Source organism: Wolbachia endosymbiont of Nilaparvata lugens (assembly GCF_007115045.1).
Classification (GTDB): Bacteria; Pseudomonadota; Alphaproteobacteria; order Rickettsiales; family Anaplasmataceae; genus Wolbachia.
In genome coordinates, this window is the sequence record NZ_MUIY01000002.1 from 129,469 (window position 1) to 153,601 (window position 24,133).

Consider the following 24,133-nt stretch of genomic DNA (forward strand, 5'->3'; position numbering starts at 1 on the left):
CAAAAATATTAATAAATTTACCAAGCAAAAAAAAGGCAAAAGAATCCCCCAGTAGTGAGTTTTAACCCTATAATAATGTAAATCGGCATTGTAATAATGTGCTAACGCTTATTTAAAGCGCGTTTTGGCTGAATGTAGAAAAAATAAAAAAGACATGCAGCCGCTATAATTTTATGTAATCTGCCAATATATACCTGAGTTTTTTACTGAATTTTTGTTGTTAAATCTGCAGAGATTAAAAACAAGGATAAACACTCTTATTGTCATGATAAGAAGACTGATGAGGTTTGTCAAGTTGACTCTATTGCATATCCTTATAAGTAAATTAATGTTATCCTTAACTATTGCTAATCTAAAATTTTTTATGTTCATACACTTACGTGTTCATAGCGTTTATTCTCTGCTTGAGAGTTCGGTTAAAATTGAGGAGCTGATTGGTCTTTGTTTGCAGAACAAAATGCCGGCAGTTGCAGTTACTGATTCAGGCAACTTATTTGGCTCACTTGAATTTGCAGAATATGCAGCTAATAGGGGAATACAGCTAATAATAGGATGCAATATTATCGTTCGACACTTAGAACAAAATTTATCAATACTGCTACTTGCAAAAAATGAACAAGGGTACACTAATTTAGTCACCTTGGTGAGTGAGTCTTTTAAAAAGCGCAAAAATAGCAGCGATATTCCCTACGTTGATTTTGATGAGCTATTAAGTTTTAATACAGGTCTAATCGCCTTAACTGGTGGATGTTTGGCTCAACTGTTATTGGAGCAAGACAAAGAAACGGTTGAAAAACTGCTTTCAGCATTCGATGGTCATTTATATGTTGAATTGCAGCGTCATGGGCTGAATAAAGAGCTAGAGCTTGAAGAAGCTTTAATAGATTTTGCTTATCAGCGCAATATACCACTAGTGGCAACGAATGATGTGTTTTTTTCAAATAGATCTGATTATGAAGCTTATGATATATTAACGTGCATATCGGAGGGCAGTTATGCCCTGGAAAATAACAGAAAGAAGTTAACTACCGAGCATTACTTCAAATCTGTGGAAGAAATGGAGGAACTGTTCAGCGACATTCCCGAAGCAATTTATAACACTTTAGTGATAGCTAAGCGGTGCTCTTACATGCCAAGAAGCAGGCAGCCTATCTTGCCTAAATTTCCTTGTCGAGAAAATAAAACTGAGAATGAAGAACTGAGGGAGCAGGCAGTTGCAGGATTAGAATTCCGCATTGCAAATGAAACAGACATAAACCTTAAACAATACTACGATCGGCTGAATTACGAACTAAGCGTAATAACTTCGATGAACTACGCTGGCTACTTTTTGATAGTTTCTGATTTTATTCGTTGGAGCAAAGCAAATGGCATTCCAGTTGGACCGGGAAGAGGTTCTGGTGCTGGATCAATTGTTGCTTGGAGCTTGCAGATTACAGATCTTGATCCAATAAAATTTGGTCTAATCTTTGAAAGATTTTTAAACCCTGATCGTATATCAATGCCTGACTTTGATATCGATTTCTGCCAAGAGAAAAGGGACCTGGTTATTGATTATGTTCAGAAAAAGTACGGTTATGTTGCTCAAATAATCACTTTTGGAAAATTGCAAGCAAGGGCAGTATTGCGTGATGTTGGTAGAGTATTGCAAATGCCTTACTCTCAAGTGGATAAAATATCTAAAATGGTTCCATTTAATCCAGTAAATCCTGTAACTTTATCGCAAGCGATAGAGCTTGATCAAAACCTGCAGAAAGAACGAGATAGTGATGAGGTAATTGCAAAGCTTCTTGATATATCACTAAAGCTCGAAGGAATATATCGTCACGTTTCAACTCATGCTGCTGGAATTGTAATATGCGATCAAAAATTAGAAAATTTTGTTCCCGTCTATTATGATCCAAATTCGGCTCTGCCAATCACTCAATACAGCATGAAATATGTAGAGAAAGCTGGGTTAATAAAATTTGATTTTCTTGGACTTGGTACGCTAACACTAATAGATCATGTATGTCGTTTAATTAATCGTGATGAAAAAAAGGTCGATATTTCTTCAGTTCTTTTGAATGATCAAAAAACCTATGAGATGCTCTCTAGCGGTGATTCAATTGGAGTGTTCCAGGTTGAAAGTTCGGGAATGAGAGAAGCTTTAATTAAATTAAAGCCAGATTGCATTGAAGATATTATCGCTTTAATTTCCCTTTATCGTCCAGGACCTATGGATAACATTCCAACTTATATTGCAAGAAAGCATGGCCTTGAAAAGCCAGATTATATTCATCCGTTACTTGAAGGAGTGTTAAAAGAAACATTTGGGGTAATAATCTACCAGGAGCAGGTGATGGAAATAGCGCGTATTCTCTCTGGATATAGCTTAGCAGAGGCGGATTTACTCAGACGTGCCATGGGTAAGAAAATTAAGGAAGAGATGGATAAACAACGTGAACTTTTTGTTCAAGGAGCAACAAAAAACGGTGTTGATTACGACAGAGCAAGTTATATTTTTGATCTTGTTGCAAAATTTGCTGGTTATGGATTTAATAAATCCCACGCTGCAGCATATGCGATTATATCTTACCAAACAGCTTACCTTAAGGCTAACTACCCGCTAGAATTTTTTACGGCCTTGATGAATCTCAATATTGATGATAGAGACAAACTGAATTTGTTTTATCATGCTGCAAAATTCAGTGGAGTTGCTGTTCTTTCGCCTGATATCAGCAAATCTAAGGCTGAATTTTCAATAGAGGGTGAGCACATACGCTACGGAATTGCTGCTTTGCGTAATGTTGGTTTTGCTATAGCAGAAGGAATAGTAAATGCACCTTATAAGGACATATGGGAATTTATTCAAAATTCTGGTCATATAATAAATAAAAGGGCATTAGAAAGTTTAATTAAATCTGGAACATTCGATAGTGTGCACCAAAATAGAAAGCAGTTATACGAGTCAATAGACACATTGATTTACTTTGCAAATAAAAATAGGCAGTCAAATCAAGCTGTTTTATTTGGCAATCTTGATGTCCTCAAGCCAAAACTCGAGGATGTGGAAGATTTTAATGAAGAGGAAAAATTAGAGCATGAGTTGTTTTCACTAGGGTTTTATTTGACTAATCATCCGCTTAAAAAATTTAAAACTCTTTTAAAAAAATTAAATATTGGGTTTATCGGAGAGAGTAAGACGATAAAAACTGCTGGTGTAATATTAAATGTGCGTATGAGAACCTCAGAACGTGGAAGATTTGTTATCCTAACACTTTCTGATCCCCACAATGTTTCTGAAATAGCATTCTACAATAATGAAATAATAGAAGAAAAAAGGAATCTATTTTCACCTGGAGCATTTGTCATAATTGATCTTGAAATTTCAGAAAACACAACGAGACTATCAGGAAAGGACATATCTGAATTTACAGAAAAGGTTACTTCTCTAATGAAAGGATTAGTTTTAACTGCTGTATGTGCAGACTCGCAAAAAGTTGCTGAGGAGTTGAATTCAGTGTTGAAAAATGGAGGCAAAACCAAAATAATGCTAAAGTTTCTTCTCGAAAAACATAAAGTCAGCATCTTGTTGCCAGGTGCATATTCAATCACCCCCCAAGCCATTTATGAAATATCTCACTTAAGTTGGATTGAAGGCGTAGAAATTAATACAAATAACTTGCTTATATAAAAAAGTTTTATATAATAAAGTGTTTAATTGATATTAAAGGAAGATATAGTGAATCTCTATGAATTTACTTTTATAGCACAACCGAACTTATTGCAGCAAGAAGTAGAAGAAATGGTCCAAGAATTGGCTATTTTGTTGAAAAATATTAAAGCAGATGTTATTTCTCAGGAGGTTAAAGGTCTCATAGAAAGAGAACATAGCACAGTTACAAAACAAGAGCTAGAGGCAAGTACTGAAAGCATTAAAAAAAGTCTGATTGTTTACTCTGATTTTTTGGAAACTCTGACAAAAATTTTATGGGTTGAATTGGAAGAAGATTTTTCAAATTTAAAAGAAATAAAGTCAAGAATCGATAAAGAATTGAAAAATGAACTAAGTGATACGGGAATAAAACAAAATTTTATGGACCTTCCAGGAGCTAACACTAAAAGTGCATTTATCTATAATGTAGTAAATGCTTTTAAGGAAAATATTTCACAACATCTAATAAAATCCCTTCAAGAGGTTTTAAAAAGTTTTAAAATAGTAGACTCAAATCAATTGAGTAAAACGCTGGAAGTGCTTTTGAAAAATATTGAAGCTTCAGGATTGATAAAATATGAATATTGGGGTCTATTGGATTTTGCATACCCAATAAATAAGATGAAAAGTGGTCATTACTGTATGATGTGTATAAGTTTTACTTCAAGCATTATGGATGAATTTGAGCGTAGAGTAAAACTGAATGAGAATATTATTCGCCACTTGTCTGTACGGGTTAATGAGTTTTTTAAAGGTAAATCTTACATGATGGATAAACAAATTGAGGAGAAAAGTGCATAATGATGAAAAGACGAAATAGTTTTAATAATTCTTACGTGTCTGTAAATAACAGAACTGGCTTTAGGCGTCCTAAGGTCTGTCCTCTTGCTGCATCTAAAGATGAGGACATAGACTATAAGAATATAGATTTATTGTCCAAATTCACCTCTGACTATGGTAGAATATTACCTAGAAGGTTAACAGGTGTGTGCTCAAGAAAACAAAGAAAGTTGCGCTTAGCAATTATAAGAGCACGCTTTTTAGCTCTTGCTCCTTACTGTACTAAAAAAATTAGGTAATTTATGTTAATAATCTTAAAGGAAAATATAACAACTTTAGGTAAGATTGGTGAAGTTGTCAAAGTTAAACCAGGTTATGCACGTAATTTTCTTTTTCCACAAAAAAAGGCGATGAAAGCTACTAAGGAAAATTTAATAAAGCTAGAGGAACAGCGTTTGTTATTGGAAGAAGAAAATATCAAGAAATTAAATTCAGCAAAAGTGCTTGCATCATCATTGCATGATAAGTTTGTTATATTAATAAAGCAGGCTTCAGAGGATGGAAAGATTTTTGGTTCTGTAACAATACGTGAAGTTGCAAAAACTTTATTACAAGAAGGATATGAGATAAGTCATCATAGTTTATCTTTTGGTGGAATAAGTATCAAAAATTTGGGCGAGTATCAAGTGAATATAGAATTACATAGTAAAGTGATAGTGCCAATTACTATATACGTTGTCAGATCTGAGAAAGATGCACATGAATTGAGGCAAGTAAAGTTGCAAAATCAGAAATCTGAGCAACAAGAAGATACAAATAACGAATAGCAGTGAATAAAATATTTCAACTACTCCTGTCATTCCAGTGCACTTTTTTTCTGTCGTCCCAGTGTTACACACTGGGATCTAGCATGTTCAAAGATAAGACAGGGATCATCTAATGATCCCACGCTATAGCCGCAAAGAAATCTCTTCCATTTGGGAAGAAAAAAATAAGTTCAACATATGGCTCAAAATAGAAAAAGTAGCATGTGAAGCTCAAGCAAAATTAAAAGTTATTCCAAATGATGTTGCTGAAAAGCTCTCTGGTGCTATTGAATTTGATATTGAGCGTATTAACGAAATTGAATCCATTGTAAAACATGATGTTATAGCTTTTTTGACATATATTGCTGAAAAAGCAGGAGTTGATGTTCGTTATCTCCATTACGGAATGACAAGTTCTGATGTTTTAGATACATGCCTTGCGGTTCAGTTAAAGGAATCATGTGATATTTTGCTCGAAAATTTAAAAAATATACTTGCAGCATTGAAAAAAAAGGCTGAGGACTATAAAAATATTGTTTGTGTTGGGCGCAGTCATGGAATGCATGCAGAATCAACAACTCTTGGATTAAAATTTGCTAGATTTTATGCTGAATTTAAACGCAATTATCAGAGATTAATTAGCGCGAAAACAGAGATCTCAATTTGTAAAATATCAGGTGCAGTAGGTAATTTTGCAAATATTAATCCATTTGTTGAAGAGTATGTAGCGAAAGAAATGGGACTCATACCTGAAACCATATCGTCTCAAGTCATCCCTCGTGATAGACATGCCATGTTCTTTTCAATTTTGGGAGTAATTGCAAGCTCAATAGAAAATATTGCAATTGAGGTTCGTCATTTGCAAAGAACTGAAGTCGGCGAAATCTCTGAATATTTTTCCACTGGGCAGAAGGGAAGTTCTGCTATGCCGCATAAGTGTAATCCTATTTTAAGTGAGAATTTGACTGGGCTCTCACGCTTAATACGCAGCTATGTTTTTCCTGCATTAGAAAATGTTGCACTATGGCACGAACGAGATATATCGCACTCGTCTGTGGAAAGGTGCATTGCTCCTGATGCTTGTATAGCAATGGATTTTGCTTTAGTACGATTAACAGATTTGATAGATAAATTGGTGATCAATAAGGAAAATATTGAAAAGAACTTAAATTCTTCAAAAGGCTTGGTTTTTTCACAACGTGTATTGCTTGAGTTGGTAAGTAGTGGTTTAACTAGGGAAGAGGCATATAAAATTGTTCAGAATAATGCAATGAAAGTAAAGCAAGATAACAGTGATTTTCTGTTCGAATTGAAACAAGATAAATCCTTGCATGGAATTATTGACTCTGAAAAGCTTGAGTCTTTGTTTGATTTGAAGTATTATATGAAACATATAGATTACATATATAGCAAGGTTTTTAATTAGGCTGAGTAGCTCAGTGGTAGAGCAGGAGGATCATAATCTCTTGGTCGGGGGTTCAAATCCCTCCTCAGCCACTCAAGCTAAACTATGGTTTGGCAAGAGCAGCGCATTTGACAAAATAACGTGATTCATTGTCCAATTAACTGAAGTTTTTTTTCAGTTGTTCATATAGTATATGGAATAATGTATGTGAAGTGATAAAGATACAACATTTGTTGTATCTATTCAAGGGAATGGCTAATGGTATCCGTTCAAGAAAGTGGTAAGGTAGATGAGAAAAGACAACTAAATGAATTTCATCCAAGTAGCTAACACTGGCATCTATATAAAAACAATCTAATGCACTCATTTAAAGTGAAGTTTTCTGGATCCCAGTGTCTAGGCACTCGGATGACAAGAAAAGAGTTGACTTGAATGACACTGAATAGGCACTGGAACAGAGGCTACTTGAATAATATTTCACCATGTCATTCCAGCACTTGATGCTGGAATTCAGAAGTTTTTTGAGCACAAAAGTCATGCTAAGTTTTTGTTGTTAAGAAAGGCTGGATAGCTACTTGAATGACACCATTTGTTACTGTGTTTTTGTCTATCTTATTTTGCTACCCTACTGAACGAATATACAAAATCTAACTTTTTTCTATACAACCAGCTAGGTCAAGAAAGGTGAATCTATCTCTTGTTGCAAATGTAAGATTGACTACCTTGCAATATTGCTCTTTGTTCCAATTAAGATGCTCCGGTAAGTATGGAATTGATAGATCTTCAAATACTATCTGCAGGTGTTTTGCAGATAGTAAATTTTGCTTAATTAAACTAGAAATATTACTCCATTCTTTGCAAATAATCTCTTGAATTTTTTGCTGCATCATTTGCTTCTGCTTTAGAATTTTTATAAATTCGGTATTACCAAAGCACTGAGTTATATGTTTTACATCTAAAGTGATCGGTTTGGTAATCGGGTTTCGTATTGACAATATCTCCTCTTGCAAGTTAGCCATAGTAATCGTTGTAACAGCAATTTTTTCGCCATGTAACGAGGAGGAATAATCTTTTGTTACAGTCTCCATTGCATGAGCTATCATATGTTCTCCTTGGCTTGCAGAGTAGCTGCCTTTTGACATCACCATTCCAAGTCCTGAAATCAATAAGGCTTCCATAAGTAATAAAACTACTCTTTTATCTTTTTTAGCAAGTGCCAAGTGTTCTCTGAGCAAAATTTCCTCCAGATTGCGAACAAGTTTAAAGGGGAGTTCATTATATTCTGTGCCAAGTAATAGATGAGATAATAGCCAATCGGCTTGTACTGTTGAACGGCAGATGAAATCTGCAAATCCACTTAATGTGAGGCGTGGTGGTGCGTTGGCAATTATATCGTTATCAATGTATATTGCCTTTGGAAGATGTGCTCCGAACGATTTTTTATATCCATCAACTAATATTGAAGCGTTTGCAGAGCTATACCCATTCATGGAAGCGGCTGTTGGGAACGATATATAATCTTTTTTCTCGAGGTAGCTTGCATATTTGCAGATATCATTAACAGTGCCACTACCAAATGCAACCATTAAGTCACTATCTTTTGCTTTATTTCTAACTAGGTTTACAGTTTGGAGGGAAGCAGCGCTGTTCAGTCTATTTGGTGTCATCCAAGTAGCGTGACACTGCGATCCATCATAGTCACGCGCTGGAATGACAGTTGTGGCTGGAATAATTAAATGAGAAACTTTATTAAGTATGTTTTTGTTTAAAAGTTTTGCTGTATTTTCATCTGCAATCAGAAAAATGTCATTTCCGTATTGTCTACATATTTCATAGATATTATCAGCAAGTACTCTTACTCCCCTAATAAGAACTTGTTCTGTGTGCTGTAATATTTGTTTTAAATATCGCATAGAATGTTTACAATACGGTAATGTTAGTATTTCAAGATTGATATGAAGATTGACCCTGTAGAACTAACTAAGAAATTAATTTCTTTTAAAAGTATAACACCAAAAGACGATGGAGCAATAGAGCATATAGCAGCCATTCTTAAGAAAAGTGGTTTTGAATGTGAGATTTTAGAGTTTGGTGATAAAGTTAAAAATCTTTATGCGAAATATATAAATGGAGTACCAAACTTGTGTTTTGCTGGACATGTTGATGTTGTACCACCAGGTGAGTTAAAAGATTGGATATCTGATCCATTTAAGCCAGAAGTTAGAGATGGAATGCTATACGGAAGAGGAGCATCTGATATGAAAGGCGGAGTAGCTGCATTTATTGCTGCTATCGTAGATTCAGTTGCAGGTAAGTTTCGATTCAGTGGTTCAATCAGTGCATTGATTACCGGTGCTGAAGAAAGCACGGAAGAACATGGAACAAAGGCCGTTTTGGAATGGATGAAAAGTAAGCAAAAAAAGATAGATTTTTGTATAGTTGGAGAACCAACGAGTAGTGAGAAATTAGGTGATACCATAAAAATAGGTAGAAGAGGTTCTGCAACATTTAAATTGATTTGCCATGGTAAACAAGGGCACGTTGCCTACCCAGATCTAGCAGATAATCCAATATATAAAATGGTATCGATACTAAGTAAGATAAAAGATACCACTTTTGATACTGGTAATAAATACTTTCAGCCTTCACATTGCGAAATTACTACTATCGACGTTGGAAATAATACTAATAATCTAATACCTAGTTCAATAGCAGCAGGTTTTAATGTTCGATATAACAATACACAAACACCGGACGTTTTATATAAGATGATTGATACAATATGCACCAATGTGACTAACGATTATAAACTGTCTATGCAGAGCAGCAGGGACGTTTTTCTCTCTACTCCTGATAGAAATACTGATATTATGCTTGATGCGATAAATAAAATTACCGGTATTGATGCTGTGCTGAGTACAAATGGTGGCACATCTGATGCTGCGTTTATTAAGGATATTTGTCCAGTAATTGAATTTGGTATGATCAACAAAACCGCACATCAGGTAAATGAATGCGTATCAATAGACGATATACATAAATTAACAGCTATATATAAGGAGTTTATAAAAAATTATTTTTACCCCACTAATAAAATATTAAACCAAATCAATGTAATTGGTAATACGCCTGATGGTCCATTATTAGCTTGAGGTGCAGTTGCATAGAGAAGAAACTTACTAGACACATTTTACCAACCCCTTATTATAATATTAAGGGTATTTTTGACTCAAAACTTGTCTTTGATCTGTGCGAGCTTAATAACAAAAATTCAGTAGAAAGCTTATTGGCGAAAATTATCTGTTCAGCAGAGTGACAAAATAAGATAGACAAAAAGGGTGTAAGAACAAATAGTGTCATGCAACACTGGCTTTTGTACACAAAACGTTGTAAAGCGCTTTTGTCAACCTGGATCCCAGCTCGGATAACAAGAAAAGAAGCACTGGTTTCACATAGATCTGAACAGATATAATTTCTTAAACATTTATAGCTCACATAAAACCCGGTCTGACTGTCATAAAGGCTATTCATTGCAGCAGACAACTTTCGCACTACTTCAAATTCTAATTTTCAACTTAAAGAGGTACGTAATGTCAAATAACTTCAATTTCAAAGAATTTTTTCACCATCACGAAGCAAATAGCACTTTAGATGATATACAAAGGTACTGCATACTGTGGCAATCAGTGATATCACAGGCAATGATTGATGCAGCAAGTAACTGTAAAAAAACAGAAAGCTTGGTAGAGAAACGTAAAGCAATTTCCTGGCTATCAGACTTCAGTCAAGATTTTGTTGAAACATGTATACTGGCTGATTGCGATCCATTATACGTAAAAAACAAAATACAGCCAATTCTAAAAAAGATAAAGCCCTTTTAATGAGGTTTACCCCTCTCACCAAGAAAAATATCATTTAATCTTTTTTCTATAGCTTCATCTATATCTTGGATTAATAGCTGCTTTATCATATTCACTTTCCGTTCTGCCTCTTGAAGATTATTGTTACCGTAACTGTTCTTATTACTATAACCATAACTACTGCCATTTGGTTTATTACTCATTTTTCTTCTTGTGCTGAGTATCTGAACTATCTTCTCCTTGAAAAAAGACTTCCAGCCTGTGCCAGAAAATAATTTGTAGAAAAAATGCGGAGTAAGAAACGCTACTAATATTCTAATAGAAACTCCATAACCCAAATCATCTCTATTTTCATAATACCATTTTAAATATTGATACAAATGGTAAAATGCATTTTTGAAAGAGCTAAACTCTACAGCATACCAAAAGCCACTGGTGAGAAACATGAGCATAATGCTCGATGTATAAAGATACAGAGTGAAAAGAAATAGCTTGACAACTATATCTTTCAAGCTGCCCAGTATATAATTAAATAACCTTAATTTATAAAAAAGTGATATCATTTCACGCACACTTTAATAAAGCTGGGGTGGAAGGATTCGAACCTTCGCGTGGCGGTATCAAAAACCGCTGCCTTACCACTTGGCTACACCCCAATATTGTTTATATCAATAACATTATTAACCCAATTAGTAAAAGATTTATTCGCTTTTCCTATAGGTATTATCACAACGGCTGGTTGATCATAAGAATGCATTGCCTCGATTTTTTCTACAATCTTATCAGTCTGATCATTCCTGCTCTTCATAATTGCCACTATTTCACAATTACTATTAATTTTACCTTCCCATAAATACAGAGAATTTACTTCGGGAAATATATTTACACATACAATTAACTTCTCGTTTAACAATTCTTCAGAAATAGTCTTAGCCTCTTTCAGGTTTGAAAAAGTTATATAGACTAAAACTAAGTTGCTCATTAATCGCTACATAAATGCATTTTTACTATACTCTACTTAGATTTATTCATCAAGAGAAAATAGGAGAGACTTCTACAGCGCTTGACACACAGATGTACGAACATTGTAGCAATTTGCGCACAGATATTTATTTGACAATGGAATTTGGTGAGTATACAAAGTAGCTAATAAAGCAGCTCTTTGCGCTGGAAAGAGTTGCAACTAGCTTAGGAGGTATTATGAATAATGGTCAGGAAAAAAAAGCTATAGATTCAGGAATGAGATTATATTGGCAGAATATATTTTCATACATTAAACAGGGTGATAGAGAAAGCGCAGAGAGAATAATAGATAATCTTATAAGTAGCAATAAATGGAAATCTAAAGAAGTATATAACTGCTTATTGATTATTGCTGTCACTCAAGGTGATATTCAAGTTGCTGAATTTTGTAAAAATCGCGGAGCGAACCTTGATTATGTAAGTGATGATGGAAGAACATCACTCTGGCTTGCTAGAGAAAATGGAAAAAATCAAATGGTTGAAACTCTTGAAAAATGGGGTGCACGTGGAGACACTGATCAGTATTGTGGTAAATCTCTTTCTAATTTAATAACGCTAGATTATCGTGACGAAATAGAAGATTTTTATTACGGTACACTCTCTAGGTGCTTTGAGAAAGGTTTAAGCAAAGAAAATTTAGCAAAAACAGTAGAGGATTTTGTGCAAAACAAAGGGTACTATATTAAGGAAACATACGGAGAATTTCTCCTGTGCTCTGTTGCTAAACGTGATATCAAAATTGCTGAGTTTTGCAAAGAAAGTGGAGCAGATCTGAATTATAAAGGCTACTCTGGAAGAACGCCATTGGAGGTAGCTGAGAGATTTAAATATTGTGAAATGGCTCAAACTCTTAGAGAATGGGGAGCACATAAAGACAATAAGTTTTCGAGTAAGTTGCCTTCTCCGAGTTTAAAAGATCCCAAACAAGAAAAACAGAGAGAATGTACGAAGAAAACTTCATGCAACTTGATGTAAGTAAAGCATTTTAAGATTTCCGTTTTGCTGTTTAACATAAAAAAGCTTAGCAAAATTATAAGAATAGTATATAATTGAAAGTATTTTATAGTGAGAATAATGCCTAACGAAATACATCTTATATTCTTTCATGGACTAGGGGATAATTATAAAAATGCAACTACATTCTGTAAAGATATGCAATCTGAGCTCATGCACCACCATGATATACCTAATTTTCACACTCATGCACACAAATACCCGGCTGCATTTCAAAATTATATAACTTATGCCTTAACCAGCTTCGTATGCTTACTAGCATCAATATTGCCACCTACTGTCATACTGCTCACTAATCCAATAACAGCTAGAACAGCTGGATTGGCAGTCTTATCAGCTTCAGCTTGTGTTTTTTTATCTATATTGCTACTCATGATTCCGTTTCTAAATAAGAATCAAAACTTATTCAAGTCTTCAATAGAGAAAATTAATCAACTAATAAATCAAGGTGTAAAACCCGAAAATATTATACTTTTCGGTCATTCTTTTGGAGGAGCAGTTGCATCAGAAGTATCAAGGCATTTTGCGAATAGAGATGTTAAACTTGGAGGAATTGTCTTCACTAGCACTTTTAGTTCTTTTCATACAGCAATAGAGCATTTTCCAATGCCTCAACGAAAATTTTGAGTATACTGCCCTCATTCCTACTAAAAAGAATACTAAAAGCCTTCGATTTAGACTTTGATATAGTAGATAATTTACAAAAGTCACAAAATGAAAAAACGCTAATAGTAATTATTAATCACGCAAGAGACAAATTAATACCACTTCCTGCACAGTTGGCAAATGCAATGAGAGATGATCGATTATTAAATGGTAATCCGATCAAGATTCGTGATGATCTGTGTATATATGGAGATGATCCTCATAACAGTGTTTTGGATAGTGGCACACTGACTGAAGAATTAAGAGAAATGGTACTTAGTAAAGTTACGTCTAGAACGCGTTAACTTTTTTGCTGCTTTTTTTTGGCTAAGGTCACACTTCATTATGCATTAAATTGTATACATCTATTCAGGGAATTTGCTAATGTGAAAGCCAGTGCTTCCTTTCTTGCGATGTAGCTGTACAGAAATTGAAGATGTCATTTAGTAGCTCTCCCCTGTTATTTAAGTAGCTAACACTGAGATCCATAAATTTAACTGGATGCCAGTTTCTGGGCACTGACCATCATAAAGGAGCCAGTGTCATGCACTGATAGTTGTCTTTTCTCGCTTACCTTATTTTACTACTCTGCTGAACGGATACAATTGAATATAGTATAGTCTTCTGTTCTGACGAGAATAGTTTTATTCCATCCATCAAAAAATGCTAAATTGAGGTATGTATCACCCTTATGGGGCTTGTGAATTTCAGTTATAATAAATTCTGAGATTAGGTTATGCTCTAAAAAAAGGTGTGCTATTTGCGCCCCACCAATCACAAAAACTTGAGAACTACTTTGAATAGATAGAAATTCTTGCATAGAAGAGACAACAGTACATTTTGGGTCTCTATTAAAACACTTGTTACGAGAGAAAACAATAGGTGTACGATTCTTTAGTATGCTTTGAGGCACGGTTTCAAATGTCTTTCTTCCCATCACAATAATTTGTTTGTCGGTCACTTGACAAAAATGTTTAAACTCACTTGGATAACGCCAGGGCAAATCATTATTTATTCCAATTACCCCATTAGGGTCAACAGCCATAATTCCAATAATCTTCATCCCTTTAAGACAGCTTGGGCTACAAAAAATCTCATGTGGTCGCGTACATTATGCACTCTAAGGAAATCAACCTTATTTTGCAGTATAGCAGATGTAGCAATTGTTTCTAAATCTCTATTAGAGGGAGATTCTATGGAAAAAGAGGAAATAAATGACTTTCTGGAATGGCCAACTAAAACCTTGCAGCCAAAATTTTGTAAAGTTTCTATACTGCGTAAAATCTGAATATTCTGATACATAGATTTGCCAAAACCAATACCAGGGTCAATAATTATTGAATTTTCATCAAAACCCAGGCCTAGTAGTTTGTTAATGCTCTTCTCTGCCCAATTATTTATGATATCAATTGGGTCAGTGTCATGTGGAATAATATTGTCCTTATGTGGTGGTATCGAAAGTGAATGCATAATAACGACACTACACCCACTGCTAGCAACTTCTTTTAAGGTATTACTACTCAGATCTCCCTTCTGATCATTTACCCAGGCAATATTGTAGTGCTTCAAAACGTTTAAAATAACGTCTGGCCAAAAACTATCAATGCTGACTTCAATATCACCATTTTTCATATAGTCGCTAAGATTATCAAGTACTGGTTTTAGACGTTCATACTCTTCCTCTGGCGTCTTTATTGAAGCTCCAGGCCTTGTTGATTGAGCTCCAAGATCAACTATGCTTGCACCATCTGATACCAGCTGCAATGACTGCTTGGTTGCTCGATTCGCATCATAATAAAGACCACCATCTGAAAATGAATCAGGGGTGATGTTGACGATACCCATAAGCTTTGGTGAAAGTGTAAAACTCTTTGAAAAACAATCTTGAACATTGAAAGCAGATGTTTTGTTAATCATTGCCATCAAGTGGAGCAAAAATGGTCTGTTTACCAATTCTGGATGAGGAATTTTAAGGTCAGGTATATCAAGCGCTAGATCATCCCATAACAAAATATCTAAATCAATAACACGAGGTGCCCATTTTTCATGAGTCTGTGGACGACCAATATCACATTCGATTTGTTTTAAGCCTTTTAGTAGCTCCTCAGGAGAAGAAGAACAACTTCCATAGACAATCATGTTGAGAAATGGCTTGTTCCAATCAGGTGGAGCACCATTTGGTAAAATAGCCTTAGTTTCTAGAATGATCGAAGACTTTAAGTCTTTTAAATAGCGCTTCTTTAGTAACTCAGTAGCTCTTTGTAAATGGGAAAGGCGATTCCCTATATTTGATCCAATAGAAATATAGATCATTCTTGCAATTCATTACAGTAAGTAAAAAAAACGCCCCCATGCACACCAGGAACTGGTGGTGCAATTTTGTGAGTAGTCACCCTGACAGAAGAAATAATATGCTTCTTTCGCAGCAAAAGGTTATTAATGGCTCTGTATATCTCATGAGTTAAATGCTCGATTAAATTAAATTGCTTGCCCTGAACAAGAGATTGAATATTTTGCACTACTTCCAAATAGCAGATAGTATCTTTAAGTTGATCAGTTGTAAGCCCTGAAGGAGGAGATTTAAAAGTGAAATCAACATCAATACTCACCAATTGGGGAGAAAACTTCTCTTCTGCACTACATCCCAAATGAACCCAAAGCCGTAAATCAGATATAAGAAGATTACATGCTACCACTGAATTTAGTATCTACTTATAATTAATGACAAACATCAACATTCATCATGCCATCAAGAAAACCCCATAAGAGTTTTGCTCCTTTTTTAGCGCCTTGCATGACTTTCTCTTGCTCTTCTTCGCTTAAATCTGCAATAAGGTTTGCACATTCTTCAGAATGCCACTCATCGGCTTCCATATGAACGGTAAAAAACTTGAGAGAACGCTCATCATTTATTGAATAGTGTTTTTTTAGACCTTCAATTTTAGATTTAGAAACCTCTGGAGTTTGACGTTCGTAAGCATACAGAGCTCCAAGACCTTCTGCAAAACCCGATCTTACAATATCAAAGTAACCGTCAACTAATTCTCGTGTCTCCTTAACCTGTGCATCCTCAAGAAGTTGAGATCGCGTAATACCAAGTCCTTCAGCAAAACGCTTCCACAATTCTGGATGATTCTCATCGCCTTGTTCTTCCTCTACTAAATTACCAAGTAAAACTTGCCGCATTTTCAAATTCGGACACAAGGAATGTATACCACTGATATAACGAGGAAAAGCAGCAACATGATGATAATATTCTTTAGCGTAGGTTTGCAGAGCCTGCAGGCTTAAGCTACCTTCATTCCATGACTCGTAAAATGGGTGTTTTAATAAGTGTAAACTATCTAATTGATTATTAAGTGATTGAACAAATGTCATAAATAAACACTAAATTGTTTTAGGCTACGCTTAGGTTTATCAAATGTCAAGAAGCATTTCTCACTACTACTTTAATTCCAATAAATATAAAGATAGATATGCTATAAATTAATTTTTTATTCTATATATATTCTCTAATGGTGATAAAATGTTAAGTTTAACAAGATTTAGTGCATAGCCATTTGTCAGTTCAGTCTTATCTATAAAATTAAGTTCTATCTAGTATAGAAGTTCTGACAATGTGATGTATCTGTAACTGAAAAATGATTTGTAAATTTAGCATCATAAGTATAGTAGGAAGGTTTTGAATCTTCTACAAAATCACTACTATAAATGTTAGTTCCACTTTCTGAATGGCATGGAAAGATTTGTTTTATGCTTTCATTTGCAAGAAGTTTGTAGTACTGACATAATATGTTATCAAGCGACTTAGTAAGTTTATCATCTATTGATACATTTTCTGATAAGTAATATTCCAATGAAAAACTTTTTCTTATATCTTTTGCAATATAATCTTCAACAAAACTCCATATTTTAAAAATATTAGAAGTTTGTTTCAGATTATTGCTAATTTGTTTATCGAAAATGGTAAGCAATTTTAAGATTGATAACAATATAGAAACACTTCCATGGAACATTATTTCAATATTTTTCATAGTTAAACTTTTTCCTGATATGAGATCCATACAGATAACTGACAGTGTGATGTTCATTAATATAATAATATTGAGGTTTTTTTGTTTATAGTTAGCATTAGTTAACATCGCAAAGATATTACTTAAAATATTAAGTATAATGCTAAAATTTACATTAGTCAACAACTATTTACATTTTTAAGAAATATAGCAAAAAAAAAGACATATAATATGTTTCTTACTCGATAAAATAATATACCAAAGTACAATCTGATGCTTTGCCATGTTTGACCCTAGATTACATAAGGATTTTTGCAGATACTTTTACTTGCTGCCTCAGATTTTCTACTAGACTCCACGCAGTATTTGCAAGTGCTGTAGGTACCTTTTGTAATGGTAATAAAATGTCACGTTTAAAAAGATCGAGCGCACGACCATCACCGAATGCATTCTTTACAGATATAAATGCCACTTTCAATGCTGTGTATATATCTTCTGATGGTAATAAAACGTTATGTTTAACAAGATTAAGCGCACGATTATCACTCAGTACATTCTCTAGTGGTAATAGAATGTCACGTTTAAAAAGATCAAGCGCACGACCATCACTGAATGCACTCTTTACAGATATAAATGCCACTTTTAATGCTGTATATACCTCCTCTCCGTACATATGTACTTTTTTAAGAACTATGGCTGGAGCAGAAAATATGTCATAGTGTTTTAGTAGCAAAGAACATACTTTCAGAGCTGCAACTCCAATAAATAAACCAATAGCTGCAGGTACTGCAGCGGGGAAACAAACTATCAAATAAGGCAGTAATAATAGTGCTAAAGCAACAAAAGTATAGACTGTAACGTAGCGTGATGCCAATAGAACCAAAGTAATAATAGCACCAGCTGTGAGAGAAGCTACACTAGATGTTGCTAGAATTACAATAGCAGTAATGCCGGCTGTGCAAAATAATATGTCTGTTTTGTTAAATACATTTCTCATTGTGTTTTCTCCTAATAATTAAAGTTAGTGATTAATATATGAATCTATATTAATAGTAGCATAAAATATTAAAGATTTCAACTAATATAGTAGATAAATAAATTAAAAGATTAAGAATAGTACCTAAAACAGGTTTTCTATGAAAAAATTTGTATTTGTTAAGATATACGTTAGAGGAAAAACGTAATCAGCTATAGCTGATCAAGGAAAGGTGTCTCAAAGAGAACATAGATGTTTAATCATATTATTAAGCAATAGAAGTTGACTATGTTTCACAGATCGAAAAGAAGGGCTCGCTCAATCAAGAGATAAAAACAGAAGTGATATGTGGAAAGAATAGTGAAAAAGAAATAGAGGAAAAGGAACAGTATTTTATCAATTTAAAGAATTATTCAATAAGTCAGAGTATACCTCAAAAGCTAACATCTCTACTAAGATAATTTGCTACTAGAACTTATTTTTTTCTACACTTTCTTTATAAAAACCAAAGGCACCCATTATTAGCTAAAGTAAAGGTCAAATATCTGGACATAAAATCCTCCTGTATAAAAAGATTAGAAAAAAATGCAGCGCACATATGACAGATGTGTGTATACGCTGAAAAAGATACGCTACGTTTTTTATTGAAAAGTTAATTGAAAGTCTGCAGACAAATTTGAGCTCTTAAAATATCTCTAACTTTAATTATAATTAGATTGAAAATACGCGAAAGTAATTTTTATATAATGGAATTTTCAAACACTAACAACTGCAATACTGCGTACTTTAACAACACAAAAAACTTATGTAAGAAGGTAGGTTTTGCAATCGTATCAACAGTGGTGGGATTGGTAGGACTCGAACCTACGACCAATTCGTTATGAGCGAACTGCTCTAACCGACTGAGCTACAATCCCTTTTATTAACACTTATAATACACACAAAAGGAAATTTGTCTACTCGCTTATTTCACTATCAACCCAACTTTGCAAATCACTTATTGCGCCAATTTTGCGTGCAATTTCCTTACCATCTTGAAATATGATTAAAGTAGGTATAGATTGAACTCCATACTTACTTGGCACTTCAGTTTGTTCATCTATGTCAAATTTGCAGATCTTGATCTTGCCTTTTCTATCCTTGGCTAACTGCTCGATACGTGGCATCAGAGTTTTGCATGGTCCACACCATTCTGCCCAAAAATCTACCAGCACAAATCCTTTGTGGTTAGCAACTTCAGATTCGAAATTTTGATCATTTACCGCTTTAATATCATCACTCATAAAATACCTAAATTTTTATAAAATATAGCGTACCAATTAGTAGCTAATCAACTAAATTCTTGCAAACTCAAAGTGTTTTGCATAAAACCTGATGGTTAAAAATATCTACATTTCCCCAACCCATTAAGTCTAGCTCAATACGAGTGGAAAGAAATTCAAAGCACTTTTCGGCTAATTCTTTTCTATTTTCACGTTCCAGCATTAAATCTAGCTTTTCCTTTATTCTATGGAGATATAAAACATCAGATGCAGCATAACTTTTTTGCTTGTCTGTTAAATTTTCATTTCCCCAATCAGAAGATTGCTGTTGCTTGTTTAGTTTTATATCAAGTAGTTCTAAGCACAACTCTTTTAAGCTATGACTATCTGTATAAGTGCGAACTAAACGTGAGGCTATTTTCGTGCAATAGCAAGGCAGTGCCCAGGTTTTTAAATAATAATGTATTATACTTACATCAAACCGCGCAAAGTGAAATATTTTGGTTATATTTTTATCCCCTAATATTTTTCTCAAATTTGGAGCTGTATAATCGTTTTTAAATTGAATCAAATGAGCGTTGCCATTATCAAAAGAGAGCTGCACAAGGCATAATCTGTCTCTACCATGAAGTAGCCCCATTGCCTCTGTATCAACAGCTATAGATCTTATATCATTCGGTATTGTGCTGGCTGGCAGGTCGTCTTTATGTACAAATATTCTCATAAATTTAATATGTTTTATGACACATATAATAATCAAAAATGAGTTTTAAGTATACGAAAAGATCATAGAAAACGTGCTCTCATGATTTTCATGTATGTAGGGTTTACAAATTATGATATGCACCTATAATTAAGGATAAATAGATTTTGATTGCGGGAGTAGCTCAGTTGGTAGAGCGCAACCTTGCCAAGGTTGAGGTCGAGGGTTCGAACCCCTTCTCCCGCTCTTCTTTTAACATAAAAAAAATTGCTTCACTTATTCAACTAGTTCAGCTATGGTTAAAGTAGCTAAAAGCTTTTTAGAAAATTATTATTTAGGAGGGTTATATGGACGACGATACTAAAGCAGTGTTATTTCTCTCAGGTATAGCTACATCAATAGGAGCACTTACAGGCTTAGCGCTGAGTTTTACAACTCTATCACCATTGGTAATGGGTGGAATTGTTGCTGCTGTTCCTGTAACCTTACTTTTTGCGTATAGTATAGTTGATCAAATAAAAGAGGGGTCACTTTCTAAACAAGGCCTTTTCCTTTATGCTTGTTGGTATGCTGCAAGTACTGCAGTTGGAGTTGGTCTTGCCGCAGCTGCAACTGCTATTTCTTCAAGTATAATGCTTGGAATGGGATCTTCAGCTTTAGCAGGTGCAATAATCGCGCCCATAGCATTCTTCGCGGGGGCATTTGCAATACAGCATATTATACAAACAATAGCTGAAAAAGTGAGTGAGTATATTATATCACCTATAATTGAAAAGGTTGGAAAATGTTTTTCTTCAAAAGAGGAAGATGGACTAGTTAGATAATAATCAATTGACGTTAGCATTTAGTTTTCTTTATAATTTCCTTCGTGAAAGAAGAAAAATGCTTATTTGTAACGATAGCTGGTTTGCCAAATGCTGGAAAGTCTACATTAATTAACAGCATTGTAGGTAAGAAAATTGCAATTGTCACCCCTAAAGTGCAGACAACAAGGACGCAGGTAAGGGGTGTTGCTATATGCAACAATGCGCAAATTGTTTTTACTGACTCTCCAGGAGTGTTTTCAGCAGAAACAAATCTTGAAAAAGCTTTAGTTAAATCTGCATGGGGAGCAGTTAAGGATAGTGACATTACTTTGTTGCTTGTTGATGTAAACAATTACCTAAAAAATATAGAAAGAATAAAAACGATATTTGCACGACTGGAGCGCACAAAAGGCAGATGCATTTTGGTTATCAATAAAACTGATTTAGTAAAGAAATCAGAGCTCAAGATGGCACATGAGCACCTAAATTTGCTTTATAAGTTTGAAAAAATTTTTACGATATCGGCACTGAAGAATGATGGACTTTCTAATTTGATGAATTACTTATCTGAAATTGCACCGATAAGCCCTTGGTTCTATGAAAAAGATCAAGTAACCGATTCCTCATCTGATTTTTTATCAGCAGAAATTACAAGAGAGAAGTTATTCTTGAACCTACGTGAAGAATTGCCATACTCTACAGCTGTTATAACTGAACAATTTGAGGAAAAAAAAGATAAGAGTTTAGTCATAAAACAGATCATATTTGTATTGAAAGATAATCATAAGAAAATAGTGCTAGGAAAAGACGGCAGTAGCATAAAAAAAATTAATATCGAGGCGCGTACAGAATTGGAAAAGTTATTTGAGTGTAAAGTTCATCTCTTTTTGTTCGTAAAAGTGCGACCTTGGACTGATCGCCCTGAGGAATATATAAGTAATGCTTAATTCTTTGTTGGTATTTGATATTGAAACTATACCAGATGTAAATTCCTGTAAGAATTTACTCAATATTAGTGATGATAGCAGTGTAGAAGAAAAGAGGGATGCATTAACAAAATATCATCTTGAAATAACAAACGGGCAAAACTCTTTTCTGCGTCAGCCCCTCCACCTTGTTGTAGTTATTAGTTTTTTACTTTGTAATATAACACGCCAGAGCGGTTATGAAATGTTCACACTACAAGAAATAAGATCTGGAGGCACATTAAACTCCAATGAAAAAGAGCTAGTAAAGGGATTTTTTAACTACATATCAGAGAAAAAGCCAAGACTAGTTTCGTTCAATGGACGCACTTTTGATATACCGGTACTGAAGTACCGTGCTATGGTTCATGGCATTCAAGCAGAATATTTTCACAAAGCTGGCGATAAGTGGAATAGTTACAATCAGAGGTACAGTAGTGATTGGCATTGTGATTTGCTTGAATCTCTCTCTGATTTTGGAGCTTCTGCAAGAATGAAGATGAACGAAGTTTGCGCAGCATTTAATCTTCCTGGTAAGATTGGAGTCGATGGGTCACAAGTTATGGACTTATATGATAGTGGCAAAATACAAGAGATTCGCGATTATTGTGAAACAGATGTGATTAACACTTATTTGATTTATTTGAGGTTTATGCATCATCAAGGAAGAATTACTACAGAAAGCTATAATAAGAGCATAGAAGAACTGCTTTTAGAATGCGAAAAAAAAGAACACCTAAAGAAATTTAAAGAAGAATGGAAAATAACTTCTGGTGAAAATTTTTATATTGAATTTAAATGAATAGATGCTACAGAGCAATCTAATGATTGCTCTGTATAGTAGTTATAAACTCCTTGTAGTAGAAAAGACATTTTGATGTGCCCTTTGCTTAACTTCTGCTTGTTCAAGCTTAGAAAAATTTTCTAAGTTTTTATCTTGGTATTCCTTTTTTACTTTCTCGAAAAAATTTTGCCCACCAAGAATATAATCACCTAAATTAGCAGCATAATATTGAGCATTACCTAAAACTGCACAGTTAATTCGGCTTAATATTCTCGAAGGGTAATAAAAGAGAGAAACGTTATTGTTCGATCGGAAATCCTTTTCATCCATTATTTTAATGGCTTCATGATAACCATCTATTTGATGAACAAAATATCCTTCAGGTACTGATATTCTCAATTGTGCACCTACATGAGCATAACCACAAATACCAGGTGATACCGCTGGTACTGGGTCTTGTCTATGTTGAGTTACTCTAATGGTTTTTTCTTGAAGAACATCATTATAAAATTCACTAGCAGTAAGATCAAAAACTCGTGGATCACCAAAAGTTGCAACATGAACATCTTCAGCTCCTTCTGTTTTATTGAGGCATAAAGCAGCTATCTTAGCAATAGCTCCTCCCATACTGTGACCTGTGAGATTAATTTTAAAATCCTTGATTTCTGATCCCTGTTTTTCAGCATGAGATTTCAAAATGCCATACAGATTAGGCCATGAATCCATAAATGAATTATAGAAACCACAATGAATTCTTCCACCTTCAGGTAAAAATTCCGAAGTAGCAAAAAGTACATTTATATCAGTAATTCCATCATTAAAACTCTGGCTCAGACGAGTGCCATGGTAAGCTATTGTTATTTCTTTACCTTTTATAAAAACGTGACCAGCATCTTTTTCAAAGCTATTACCAAATGGAATAATTTCATAACCTTCGCTGATGAGTTCAGCTCTAGTTTTATACATTTTTTCAGTAGATGGAACAATTTCAAAATCTTCTACAATTTCAAATTCAGTTTTGTACGCTCTTTGAGCTAGGTTGTTACATCTTTTTTTACTTAATTTACCATCATCATCGCCATAGCTTATCTTGCAGAAATTACCCATTTCTAATAATTTCTCTCTATCAAATCCTGCAATTTTTACAATACTTTCATCTATTTTATAGTCAGAAGGTAAAGAACATGGCTCATTTGGATCAGCACGATTTATAAATTCATAATCTTCAATGATCTCAAATTCATCGTCATATTCTTTCATCTCGTATTTGCCATCATCTACTGAGATAGAGTCTGGCTGTTCAGTATTACCTGGCTCTGAGCCTGTAGCAGCACCTGTAGTGCTAAACCAATTGCGTAAAAAACTAAAATCCATAAGTACCCCAATCTGTCAAA

The 24,133-nt window shown here is 34.3% G+C and carries 23 protein-coding genes, 4 tRNA genes and 1 pseudogene; 14 read left to right on the forward strand and 14 right to left on the reverse strand.

Annotated elements, in window-relative coordinates; genetic code table 11:
* The first annotated feature begins 364 nt into the window (after positions 1 to 364).
* The 6 genes from dnaE (at position 365) to BWZ41_RS06305 (ending at position 6,780) form a co-directional block, all read left to right on the forward strand.
* Entirely contained in the window at positions 365 to 3,676 is a 3,312-nt protein-coding gene (gene dnaE / locus BWZ41_RS06280) for a DNA polymerase III subunit alpha (protein ID WP_143689811.1), read from the forward strand.
* Between the two features lie 48 nt (positions 3,677 to 3,724).
* Positions 3,725 to 4,498, forward strand: coding sequence for a 30S ribosomal protein S6 (gene rpsF, locus BWZ41_RS06285; protein ID WP_143689812.1), 774 nt, complete (start codon positions 3,725 to 3,727; stop codon positions 4,496 to 4,498).
* Positions 4,498 to 4,776 carry a 30S ribosomal protein S18 gene (rpsR, locus tag BWZ41_RS06290; RefSeq protein ID WP_143689813.1) on the forward strand — a complete coding sequence of 93 codons (279 nt, stop codon included), beginning with the start codon at positions 4,498 to 4,500 and terminating at the stop codon, positions 4,774 to 4,776. Before rpsF ends, rpsR begins: the two co-directional genes overlap by 1 nt.
* Before the next feature lie 3 nt (positions 4,777 to 4,779).
* Positions 4,780 to 5,304 (forward strand): 50S ribosomal protein L9, encoded by a 525-nt coding sequence (gene rplI, locus BWZ41_RS06295; protein WP_063630713.1) that lies wholly within the window; start codon positions 4,780 to 4,782, stop codon positions 5,302 to 5,304.
* A 112-nt stretch (positions 5,305 to 5,416) separates the two neighbouring features.
* Positions 5,417 to 6,709 carry an adenylosuccinate lyase gene (purB, locus tag BWZ41_RS06300; protein ID WP_143689814.1) on the forward strand — a complete coding sequence of 431 codons (1,293 nt, stop codon included), beginning with the start codon at positions 5,417 to 5,419 and terminating at the stop codon, positions 6,707 to 6,709.
* Positions 6,709 to 6,780 (forward strand) — tRNA-Met (locus BWZ41_RS06305). The genes purB and BWZ41_RS06305 overlap by 1 nt, the downstream gene beginning before the upstream one ends.
* 555 nt (positions 6,781 to 7,335) lie before the next feature.
* Here BWZ41_RS06305 and BWZ41_RS06315 read toward each other — a convergent pair.
* A complete protein-coding gene (locus tag BWZ41_RS06315) occupies positions 7,336 to 8,601 on the reverse strand; it encodes an iron-containing alcohol dehydrogenase (RefSeq protein WP_143689815.1) in 1,266 nt (421 codons plus the stop codon).
* Positions 8,602 to 8,643: 42 nt separating this feature from the next.
* Here BWZ41_RS06315 and dapE point away from each other — a divergent pair, with 42 nt between their 5' ends.
* Complete coding sequence (gene dapE / locus BWZ41_RS06320; protein WP_143689816.1) at positions 8,644 to 9,840, forward strand: succinyl-diaminopimelate desuccinylase; 1,197 nt, start codon at positions 8,644 to 8,646, stop codon at positions 9,838 to 9,840.
* A 438-nt stretch (positions 9,841 to 10,278) separates the two neighbouring features.
* A complete protein-coding gene (locus BWZ41_RS06325; protein WP_007301973.1) occupies positions 10,279 to 10,569 on the forward strand; it encodes a hypothetical protein in 291 nt (96 codons plus the stop codon).
* On the opposite strand, the gene BWZ41_RS06330 is transcribed toward BWZ41_RS06325, so the two are convergent.
* The 3 genes from BWZ41_RS06330 to cutA all read right to left on the reverse strand — a co-directional run bounded on the left by BWZ41_RS06330 (position 10,566) and on the right by cutA (position 11,530).
* Positions 10,566 to 10,928: a hypothetical protein gene (locus BWZ41_RS06330; protein ID WP_241653951.1), complete on the reverse strand. Its 363-nt coding sequence runs from the start codon at positions 10,926 to 10,928 to the stop codon at positions 10,566 to 10,568. The two genes, BWZ41_RS06325 and BWZ41_RS06330, sit on opposite strands and share 4 nt — an antisense overlap.
* A gap of 204 nt (positions 10,929 to 11,132) precedes the next feature.
* Positions 11,133 to 11,204, reverse strand: a tRNA-Gln gene (locus BWZ41_RS06335).
* A complete protein-coding gene (cutA, locus tag BWZ41_RS06340) occupies positions 11,195 to 11,530 on the reverse strand; it encodes a divalent-cation tolerance protein CutA (RefSeq protein WP_063630722.1) in 336 nt (111 codons plus the stop codon). The genes BWZ41_RS06335 and cutA overlap by 10 nt, the downstream gene beginning before the upstream one ends.
* Positions 11,531 to 11,748: 218 nt before the next feature.
* Here cutA and BWZ41_RS06345 point away from each other — a divergent pair, with 218 nt between their 5' ends.
* Positions 11,749 to 12,546, forward strand: a complete 798-nt coding sequence (locus tag BWZ41_RS06345; protein WP_143689817.1) for an ankyrin repeat domain-containing protein — start codon at positions 11,749 to 11,751, stop codon at positions 12,544 to 12,546.
* 99 nt (positions 12,547 to 12,645) lie between these two features.
* Positions 12,646 to 13,535 (forward strand): annotated as a pseudogene (locus tag BWZ41_RS08735) (PGAP1-like alpha/beta domain-containing protein).
* A 278-nt stretch (positions 13,536 to 13,813) separates the two neighbouring features.
* On the opposite strand, the gene BWZ41_RS06355 reads toward BWZ41_RS08735, so the two are convergent.
* The 9 genes from BWZ41_RS06355 to BWZ41_RS06405 form a co-directional block, all read right to left on the reverse strand.
* On the reverse strand, positions 13,814 to 14,293 hold the full coding sequence (locus BWZ41_RS06355) for a dihydrofolate reductase (RefSeq protein ID WP_143689818.1): 480 nt from the start codon (positions 14,291 to 14,293) through the stop codon (positions 13,814 to 13,816).
* Positions 14,290 to 15,543 carry a dihydropteroate synthase gene (gene folP, locus BWZ41_RS06360; protein ID WP_143689819.1) on the reverse strand — a complete coding sequence of 418 codons (1,254 nt, stop codon included), beginning with the start codon at positions 15,541 to 15,543 and terminating at the stop codon, positions 14,290 to 14,292. The genes BWZ41_RS06355 and folP overlap by 4 nt, the downstream gene beginning before the upstream one ends.
* Positions 15,540 to 15,926 (reverse strand): dihydroneopterin aldolase, encoded by a 387-nt coding sequence (locus tag BWZ41_RS06365; protein WP_143689820.1) that lies wholly within the window; start codon positions 15,924 to 15,926, stop codon positions 15,540 to 15,542. Before BWZ41_RS06365 ends, folP begins: the two co-directional genes overlap by 4 nt.
* A 22-nt stretch (positions 15,927 to 15,948) precedes the next feature.
* Complete coding sequence (locus BWZ41_RS06370) at positions 15,949 to 16,608, reverse strand: CADD family putative folate metabolism protein (RefSeq protein ID WP_143689821.1); 660 nt, start codon at positions 16,606 to 16,608, stop codon at positions 15,949 to 15,951.
* Positions 16,609 to 16,823: 215 nt separating this feature from the next.
* Complete coding sequence (locus BWZ41_RS06375) at positions 16,824 to 17,294, reverse strand: hypothetical protein (RefSeq protein ID WP_143689822.1); 471 nt, start codon at positions 17,292 to 17,294, stop codon at positions 16,824 to 16,826.
* A gap of 247 nt (positions 17,295 to 17,541) precedes the next feature.
* Positions 17,542 to 18,240, reverse strand: coding sequence for a hypothetical protein (locus BWZ41_RS06380; protein ID WP_143689823.1), 699 nt, complete (start codon positions 18,238 to 18,240; stop codon positions 17,542 to 17,544).
* Between the two features lie 819 nt (positions 18,241 to 19,059).
* Positions 19,060 to 19,136: transfer RNA gene (locus BWZ41_RS06395), tRNA-Ile, on the reverse strand.
* 39 nt (positions 19,137 to 19,175) lie between these two features.
* Positions 19,176 to 19,502, reverse strand: a complete 327-nt coding sequence (gene trxA / locus BWZ41_RS06400; protein WP_017532188.1) for a thioredoxin — start codon at positions 19,500 to 19,502, stop codon at positions 19,176 to 19,178.
* A 67-nt stretch (positions 19,503 to 19,569) separates the two neighbouring features.
* Entirely contained in the window at positions 19,570 to 20,205 is a 636-nt protein-coding gene (locus BWZ41_RS06405; protein ID WP_143689824.1) for a ribonuclease D, read from the reverse strand.
* A gap of 152 nt (positions 20,206 to 20,357) precedes the next feature.
* On the opposite strand from BWZ41_RS06405, the gene BWZ41_RS06410 reads away from it, so the two are divergent.
* The 4 genes from BWZ41_RS06410 (at position 20,358) to BWZ41_RS06425 (ending at position 22,757) form a co-directional block, all read left to right on the forward strand.
* Positions 20,358 to 20,430 (forward strand) — tRNA-Gly (locus tag BWZ41_RS06410).
* A gap of 101 nt (positions 20,431 to 20,531) precedes the next feature.
* Positions 20,532 to 21,008: a hypothetical protein gene (locus tag BWZ41_RS06415; RefSeq protein ID WP_143689825.1), complete on the forward strand. Its 477-nt coding sequence runs from the start codon at positions 20,532 to 20,534 to the stop codon at positions 21,006 to 21,008.
* A gap of 44 nt (positions 21,009 to 21,052) precedes the next feature.
* The gene (gene era, locus BWZ41_RS06420) at positions 21,053 to 21,937 is read left to right on the forward strand and encodes a GTPase Era (RefSeq protein ID WP_143689826.1); all 885 of its coding nucleotides are present in this window, start codon (positions 21,053 to 21,055) and stop codon (positions 21,935 to 21,937) included.
* Positions 21,930 to 22,757: a 3'-5' exonuclease gene (locus BWZ41_RS06425; RefSeq protein ID WP_063630733.1), complete on the forward strand. Its 828-nt coding sequence runs from the start codon at positions 21,930 to 21,932 to the stop codon at positions 22,755 to 22,757. The genes era and BWZ41_RS06425 overlap by 8 nt, the downstream gene beginning before the upstream one ends.
* Positions 22,758 to 22,799: 42 nt before the next feature.
* On the opposite strand, the gene BWZ41_RS06430 is transcribed toward BWZ41_RS06425, so the two are convergent.
* Positions 22,800 to 24,113, reverse strand: coding sequence for a lipase family protein (locus tag BWZ41_RS06430; RefSeq protein WP_143689827.1), 1,314 nt, complete (start codon positions 24,111 to 24,113; stop codon positions 22,800 to 22,802).
* Positions 24,114 to 24,133 lie beyond the last annotated feature (20 nt).

Excerpts from the sequence above, each read along its gene's own strand:
- dnaE (WP_143689811.1), top strand. The coding sequence starts at position 365 with ATGTTCATACACTTACGTGTTCATAGCGTTTATTCTCTGCTTGAGAGT.
- rpsR (WP_143689813.1), top strand. The coding sequence starts at position 4,498 with ATGATGAAAAGACGAAATAGTTTTAATAATTCTTACGTGTCTGTAAAT.
- rplI (WP_063630713.1), top strand. The coding sequence starts at position 4,780 with ATGTTAATAATCTTAAAGGAAAATATAACAACTTTAGGTAAGATTGGT.
- purB (WP_143689814.1), top strand. The coding sequence starts at position 5,417 with ATGATCCCACGCTATAGCCGCAAAGAAATCTCTTCCATTTGGGAAGAA.
- BWZ41_RS06315 (WP_143689815.1), bottom strand. The coding sequence starts at position 8,601 with ATGCGATATTTAAAACAAATATTACAGCACACAGAACAAGTTCTTATT.
- dapE (WP_143689816.1), top strand. The coding sequence starts at position 8,644 with ATGAAGATTGACCCTGTAGAACTAACTAAGAAATTAATTTCTTTTAAA.
- BWZ41_RS06325 (WP_007301973.1), top strand. The coding sequence starts at position 10,279 with ATGTCAAATAACTTCAATTTCAAAGAATTTTTTCACCATCACGAAGCA.
- cutA (WP_063630722.1), bottom strand. The coding sequence starts at position 11,530 with ATGAGCAACTTAGTTTTAGTCTATATAACTTTTTCAAACCTGAAAGAG.
- BWZ41_RS06345 (WP_143689817.1), top strand. The coding sequence starts at position 11,749 with ATGAATAATGGTCAGGAAAAAAAAGCTATAGATTCAGGAATGAGATTA.
- BWZ41_RS06355 (WP_143689818.1), bottom strand. The coding sequence starts at position 14,293 with ATGAAGATTATTGGAATTATGGCTGTTGACCCTAATGGGGTAATTGGA.
- folP (WP_143689819.1), bottom strand. The coding sequence starts at position 15,543 with ATGATCTATATTTCTATTGGATCAAATATAGGGAATCGCCTTTCCCAT.
- BWZ41_RS06370 (WP_143689821.1), bottom strand. The coding sequence starts at position 16,608 with ATGACATTTGTTCAATCACTTAATAATCAATTAGATAGTTTACACTTA.
- BWZ41_RS06375 (WP_143689822.1), bottom strand. The coding sequence starts at position 17,294 with ATGGATCTCATATCAGGAAAAAGTTTAACTATGAAAAATATTGAAATA.
- BWZ41_RS06380 (WP_143689823.1), bottom strand. The coding sequence starts at position 18,240 with ATGAGAAATGTATTTAACAAAACAGACATATTATTTTGCACAGCCGGC.
- trxA (WP_017532188.1), bottom strand. The coding sequence starts at position 19,502 with ATGAGTGATGATATTAAAGCGGTAAATGATCAAAATTTCGAATCTGAA.
- BWZ41_RS06405 (WP_143689824.1), bottom strand. The coding sequence starts at position 20,205 with ATGAGAATATTTGTACATAAAGACGACCTGCCAGCCAGCACAATACCG.
- BWZ41_RS06415 (WP_143689825.1), top strand. The coding sequence starts at position 20,532 with ATGGACGACGATACTAAAGCAGTGTTATTTCTCTCAGGTATAGCTACA.
- BWZ41_RS06425 (WP_063630733.1), top strand. The coding sequence starts at position 21,930 with ATGCTTAATTCTTTGTTGGTATTTGATATTGAAACTATACCAGATGTA.
- BWZ41_RS06430 (WP_143689827.1), bottom strand. The coding sequence starts at position 24,113 with ATGGATTTTAGTTTTTTACGCAATTGGTTTAGCACTACAGGTGCTGCT.